The 5,395-nt window shown below is 63.4% G+C and carries 7 protein-coding genes and 1 pseudogene; all 8 read right to left on the bottom strand.

Going from position 1 to position 5,395, the window contains the following annotated elements; translation table 11 throughout:
- Positions 1-191: pseudogene (locus tag Y707_RS25220) on the bottom strand (tRNA (guanosine(37)-N1)-methyltransferase TrmD); the annotation flags it as partial.
- Positions 191-814 carry a ribosome maturation factor RimM gene (rimM, locus tag Y707_RS0111120; RefSeq protein WP_026535149.1) on the bottom strand — a complete coding sequence of 208 codons (624 nt, stop codon included), beginning with the start codon at positions 812-814 and terminating at the stop codon, positions 191-193. The gene rimM and the pseudogene Y707_RS25220, both read right to left, overlap by 1 nt.
- A gap of 169 nt (positions 815-983) precedes the next feature.
- Complete coding sequence (locus Y707_RS0111115; protein WP_026535148.1) at positions 984-1,226, bottom strand: RNA-binding protein; 243 nt, start codon at positions 1,224-1,226, stop codon at positions 984-986.
- A gap of 1 nt (position 1,227) precedes the next feature.
- Positions 1,228-1,686 carry a 30S ribosomal protein S16 gene (gene rpsP, locus Y707_RS0111110; protein ID WP_026535147.1) on the bottom strand — a complete coding sequence of 153 codons (459 nt, stop codon included), beginning with the start codon at positions 1,684-1,686 and terminating at the stop codon, positions 1,228-1,230.
- Positions 1,687-1,861: 175 nt separating this feature from the next.
- The gene (locus Y707_RS0111105; protein ID WP_026535146.1) at positions 1,862-2,737 is read right to left on the bottom strand and encodes a VOC family protein; all 876 of its coding nucleotides are present in this window, start codon (positions 2,735-2,737) and stop codon (positions 1,862-1,864) included.
- A gap of 86 nt (positions 2,738-2,823) precedes the next feature.
- Positions 2,824-3,318 (bottom strand): GNAT family N-acetyltransferase, encoded by a 495-nt coding sequence (locus Y707_RS0111100; protein WP_035781307.1) that lies wholly within the window; start codon positions 3,316-3,318, stop codon positions 2,824-2,826.
- Complete coding sequence (locus tag Y707_RS0111095) at positions 3,311-4,006, bottom strand: alpha/beta fold hydrolase (protein ID WP_026535144.1); 696 nt, start codon at positions 4,004-4,006, stop codon at positions 3,311-3,313. Before Y707_RS0111095 ends, Y707_RS0111100 begins: the two co-directional genes overlap by 8 nt.
- An 82-nt stretch (positions 4,007-4,088) precedes the next feature.
- On the bottom strand, positions 4,089-5,395 hold a 1,307-nt coding region (locus Y707_RS25215), incomplete at its 5' end, for a signal recognition particle protein (RefSeq protein ID WP_035781305.1).

Genomic DNA, 5,395 nt, shown 5'->3' with positions numbered 1-5,395 from the left:
TCGGGCTTCATCACCATGCCGGCGCCCCCGCCGTATGGAGTGTCGTCAACGGTACGATGCCGGTCCGTAGTGAACGTGCGAAGATCATGTACCCGCAGGTCGAGAATTCCATCCTGCCGCGCCTTGCCGATCAGGGACAGCTCCAGCGGCGCCAAGTACTCGGGGAAGATGCTGACGGCGTCGATTTTCACTAGCCGTTGCTTCCTGGAGCGTTGTCGCCGCGGTTCAGCTCAAAGAGGCCGGCGGGCGGGTCGAGGAGGATGTAGCCACCGCCGACATTAACCTCTGGAACGATCTCCGCGACGAATGGGACCAGGACTTCATCACCGCCGCTTGTTTCAACCACCAGAAGGTCCTGCGCCGGCATGGTGTTCAAGCCACTGACGGTGCCGACTTCCTCGTAGGGTGAGTCGGGCCGAACAGCCGCCGGAGCGTCATCTTCCCTTGCAGGTTCCCCGGCGCCTTCCAACGCGCCTTCACCCGCATCAGAAACCACGCGGACCTTCAGGCCCACAAGTTCGTGCTCGTACCAGGCGTCGTCCTCGTCGTCGTCGACCGCTTCTGTTTCGATGAACAACTTCACCCCACGCAGCAGCTCGGCGGCATTGCGGTCCGGCACGCCCTCGAATCCGAGCAGCAGGATGTCTTTGTTCCAGCGCGAACTGACCACCGTCAACGGACCGAGTTTCGGCGGTTCGACGTCGAACGCGGCGCCGGTGACGAAGCGGTTTTGTGGATCGTCGGTCATCACCTGGACGGTGACCTCTCCGCGGATTCCGTGTGGTTTCCCGATCCTTGCAATCTGAACCTGCATGGACTCTCCTTCTGCTTTGCGCTGGCGGCGGTTCCGGCGTGGCGCCGGGTTTCTGTCCCGGGCCGGTCCTGGTCCGACCGCATGGGCTGGACCCTGATGATAAAAGAATTCGGCCCCTCCACCAATATCTGGTGGCGGGGCCGAACGTTCTTCACTTATACAGCTGAGGTCAGCGGCGGCGGTCCGTATCAACAACGTCCACGCGTACCGGCTCACCATCGGCCAACGCCGAAACCACTGTGCGCAGAGCACGTGCGGTGCGGCCCTGGCGGCCAATCACCCGTCCGAGATCGTCCTGATGAACACGCACCTCAAGGGTTTCCCCGCGGCGGTTGTTCTTCATCGACACGTCGACGTCGTCAGGACTGTCAACAATGCCGCGGACCAAGTGTTCGAGTGCGTCAGCCAGCAATCTACTCAGCCTTCTCAGCTTCGGCGGCCGGAGCCTCTTCGGCGGAGGCGTCCGCTTCCGGAGCCTTCTCGGCGTCGGAAGGGGCCTCAGCGGTATCCTTCTTCTTGGGCGTGATGGCCTCGGGTACGACGACCGAGTCCTTCTCCGGAGCCACGAACGGCTCCTTGCCCTTGGGGTACCTCAGGGTGCCTTCGGCACCGGGAAGGCCCTTGAACTTCTGCCAGTCACCGGTGATTTTCAGGATGGCGGCGACCTGCTCGGTCGGCTGTGCGCCAACGCCGAGCCAGTACTGCACGCGCTCGGACTTGACCTCGATGAACGAGGGCTCCTGCATCGGCTGGTACTTGCCGACCTCTTCAATGGCATAGCCATCGCGCTTGGCACGGCCGTCCATGACGACAATGCGGTAGTGAGCGTCGAACTTCTTGCCGAAGCGCTTTAAACGAATCTTTACGGCCACTTGTGTGGTCACTCCTTGATGATTTTAAGGGCGAACCCGTTTCCTGCACCCGTGGGGCGGGCCATTCATGGGGGTTCTGAGGACACAATACGCGCACGGTGAGAGGGGCCGTACGGATCGGGTACGGAGTCTATTGTGCCAGAAACCCGGCCCGTTCCGCGACTTGGCGCTCCAGTTACGCGGCGGCGACCCGGATGGTGTTCCGCCACGGATCCTCGAACCGCAGCTCTGCGCCGTCGTGGTTGGCCGAAACGCCCCGGTGCGACAGTCGCTCGGCCAATGCGCCGACGTCGTCCGTGCCCGGCACCGTGATCAGCACTTCACCGAGCCCGAGCGTGTCCTTGCGAGGCCCAGCGCCGCGGCTGTTCCACACATTCATGGCCATGTGGTGATGGTACTTGCCGGCCGAGACGAACAGCGCCTGGCCATGCCACCCGGCGGTTTTCTCGAATCCGAGCGTGTCGACGTAGAACTGCTGCGCCGTCTCGACGTCGCCCACCTGAAGATGGACGTGCCCGACACCGGCACCCGCCTTGCGCTGGCCGGTCACCGCTTCTTCGGTCAGGTGGGAGTTGAGGTACCCCTGAGGGGGCAGGGCGACGTTGTCCATCTGCACCTGCCCGTTTTGCCACTGCCAGGTGCTGCGCGGCTTGTCGTAGTAGAGCTCGATGCCGTTGCCTTCAGGGTCGGTGAAGTAGAACGCTTCGCTGACCAGGTGATCTGCGCTGCCCACGAACGCCTGCGGGTTGTACTGTGCGGCGGAGGCCACCGTGGCGGCAAGCGAGGCTTGGTCGCTGAAGAGCAGGGCGGTATGGAACAGTCCGGCTTCGCCGCGGGAAGGGATCTTCAGGCCCGCCGCAGGGGCGAGGTGAATCAATGGCGTGTTGCCGCGGCCCAGGTAGACGCCGCCGTCGGCTTCGGCCACTACGTCCAGGCCGAGCGCCTTCTTGTAGTAGTCGAGCATCTTTTTCATGTCGCCGACCTTGAGCACGACCGTGCCCATGGCGAGATCGGCCGGGAGGAGGTCCTGATGCGTTGCTTGAAGGTTCATACAGACAAGAATAGTTGAAGCTTCACTCTTTTTCAACCCTGGGTCCGCGTCTGAGTCCGCCGCTGGGATTGAGTAGCCAATGGCTTCTACAGCTCCACGCGCATGGCAACCCGGCGGCCGAGCGCGTCCAGGCCCGCAGCATTTTCGTGTTCCCGCAGCTGCGCCAAAGCACCCTCAGGTTTTTCGACCACGCGGAATCCGCAGGAGACATAGAACGGCGCGTTGAACGACACATCCGCAAAGGTGCACAGGCTCATCCATCCATAGCCTTGCTGCCGGGCCCAGTTCAGGGATGCGGAGACCAGTGACCGGCCAACACCCTGGCCCGTGTGCGCTGGAAGGACCGACAGCTGCTCGAGGTGAGCGCCGCCGTCGACCTCCTCCAGCCGTGCGAATCCGATACATGGCCTGCCGGCCACCAGCAGTTTGAGCGAGGCGGCCATTTCCTCCCCGGATGCGCCAGGTGGCAGTGGCGCGCTCAGTGGCTTTCCGCCAATAGTCGTCAGGAGCGAATCCGAGGCGGCTTCGATAACCGGCAGCAAGGTGATGTCCAGGGGTTCAGCCGGACGGATTTCATACATGGCCGGAGACAAAGTCGACCAGTGCTTGGTGTCCTTCGTCGGTGTCGTGCGGCCGATGGTGTCCGCCGGTGTGGATATGTGTCGCTCCGGTGCTTTCCAGGTAGTGCGCCACTTCTTCATACAGCGGTTCCCACGCACCTGTGACGACGAGGGTGGGAACACCGGGAACGATGTGCAGGGGCGCCTCCCAGGGCGGCCGTTGCATTCGGAGCCGGGATGCAGACCGTTTGGCATCCTCAGTGGTTGGCATCTGAGCATCAGCGGAGTACACCAGCCGGACAAATTCGCGCAGGAATTCCTCGTCGGACATCCCGGCCCGCCGCTCGAACAACTGACCAACGACTTCACGGTGCTGCATTGTCGCAGGCAGATCCGCCGTCAGCGACAGGCACGCCGGTTCAAAAAGGGTAAGTGATTTGACCAGGTCCGGCCGCTCCACGGCGGCCATCATTGCGGCAATAGCACCCTGGCTGGCTGCTGCGAGATGTCCGGGCCTGCCGTCCAGATTGTCCAGCACGATGCGCATGTCGGCGTCGAAATCGGTAGGCTCCGGATCCGCCGTCGCATCGAATCCGTGCCGCTTGACGAACAGGCAGTCGTAGCGGCCGGCGAGCCTGTGCTGCTTCGGCCAGGCGGCAGCACCGAAACTTCCACTGCCGTGGACGAAGACAATCCGCTCTTTAGTCATGCAAGCACGCTATCCGACTGCCACGACAGGATAGACGCGGTTCCGGGCGGCGGCAGCACCGACCGAAAGCGCCCCGGCGCAGCTACCGTCCGCCGCCGAGGAACTTGTCGAAACCCTTGGGAAGGTTCGACGGATCGAAGTCCTGCCCCGACTGGCCACCGAAAGATGCACCGGTCGGAACAGACTTGTTGCCGTTGGCGCGCCGTTCAGCCAGTGCCTTTTCTTCGGCCGCACGCTTCGCCGGGTTGCCCGAACGCGACTTCTTATTGTTCTTGGCCTGCTGCTGCTTTTTCTTGCCGCCGCTGAAGCCGCCCGGTCCGGCCATCCCCGGCATACCGGGAACACCGCCACCCTTGGCCATCTGCTTCATCATCTTCTGCGCCTGGCCGAACCGCTCCAGCATTCCGTTGACCTCGGATACGGTCACGCCGGAACCGCGGGCAATCCGGGCGCGGCGTGAGCCGTTGATGATCTTCGGGGCAACCCGTTCGTGCGGGGTCATCGAGCGGACAATCGCCTCAACCCGGTCAATCTCGCGCTCGTCAAAGTTCTCCAACTGCTCGCGCATCCCCGCGGCACCGGGCATCATCATGAGCATCTTCTTCATCGAGCCCATGTTCTTGATCTGGGCCATCTGCGCCAGGAAGTCGTCGAGCGTGAAGTCCTCCTGGTCGGAGAACTTCTGCGCCATCCGCGCGGCTTCATCCTGGTCCCAGGACTTCTCGGCCTGCTCGATCAGGGTCAGCATGTCGCCCATGTCGAGGATGCGGTTCGCCATCCGGTCCGGGTGGAACAGCTCGAAGTCGTCCAGACCCTCACCTGTGGAGGCGAACATCACCGGCTTGCCGGTCACCTGCGCCACGGACAGCGCGGCACCACCGCGGGCATCGCCGTCGAGCTTGGACAGCACGACGCCGGTGAAGTTGACGCCTTCGTCGAACGCCAAGGCGGTGTTGACCGCATCCTGACCGATCATGGCGTCGATCACGAAAAGCACTTCGTCGGGGTTGACGGCGGCGCGGATATCCGCGGCCTGCTGCATCATTTTCGCGTCCACACCCAGACGGCCTGCAGTGTCCACAATGACGACGTCGTGCAGCTTGGCACGTGCCTCGGCAACACCATCGCGTGCCACCTGGACCGGATCACCGGTCGGAGTGTCCAGCTCGGAGGTCGCACCGGGATGCGGCGCATAGACCGGAACACCTGCGCGGGAGCCGACCACCTGCAGCTGGTTCACCGCATTCGGGCGCTGCAGGTCGGACGCCACCAGCAGCGGCTTGTGCCCCTGGCCGGTGAGGTACTTCGACAGCTTTCCGGCCAACGTCGTCTTACCGGCACCCTGCAGACCCGCGAGCATGATCACGGTCGGCGGGTTCTTCGCCAGCC

It is taken from the genome of Arthrobacter sp. H14, assembly GCF_000520495.1.
Lineage (GTDB): Bacteria > Actinomycetota > Actinomycetes > Actinomycetales > Micrococcaceae > Arthrobacter_C.
Note: the sequence above shows the minus strand (reverse complement) of the source record. Positions and strands in the feature narration are given on the sequence as shown.

Excerpts from the sequence above, each read along its gene's own strand:
- rimM (WP_026535149.1), bottom strand. The coding sequence starts at position 814 with ATGCAGGTTCAGATTGCAAGGATCGGGAAACCACACGGAATCCGCGGA.
- Y707_RS0111095 (WP_026535144.1), bottom strand. The coding sequence starts at position 4,006 with ATGACTAAAGAGCGGATTGTCTTCGTCCACGGCAGTGGAAGTTTCGGT.
- Y707_RS0111100 (WP_035781307.1), bottom strand. The coding sequence starts at position 3,318 with ATGTATGAAATCCGTCCGGCTGAACCCCTGGACATCACCTTGCTGCCG.
- Y707_RS0111105 (WP_026535146.1), bottom strand. The coding sequence starts at position 2,737 with ATGAACCTTCAAGCAACGCATCAGGACCTCCTCCCGGCCGATCTCGCC.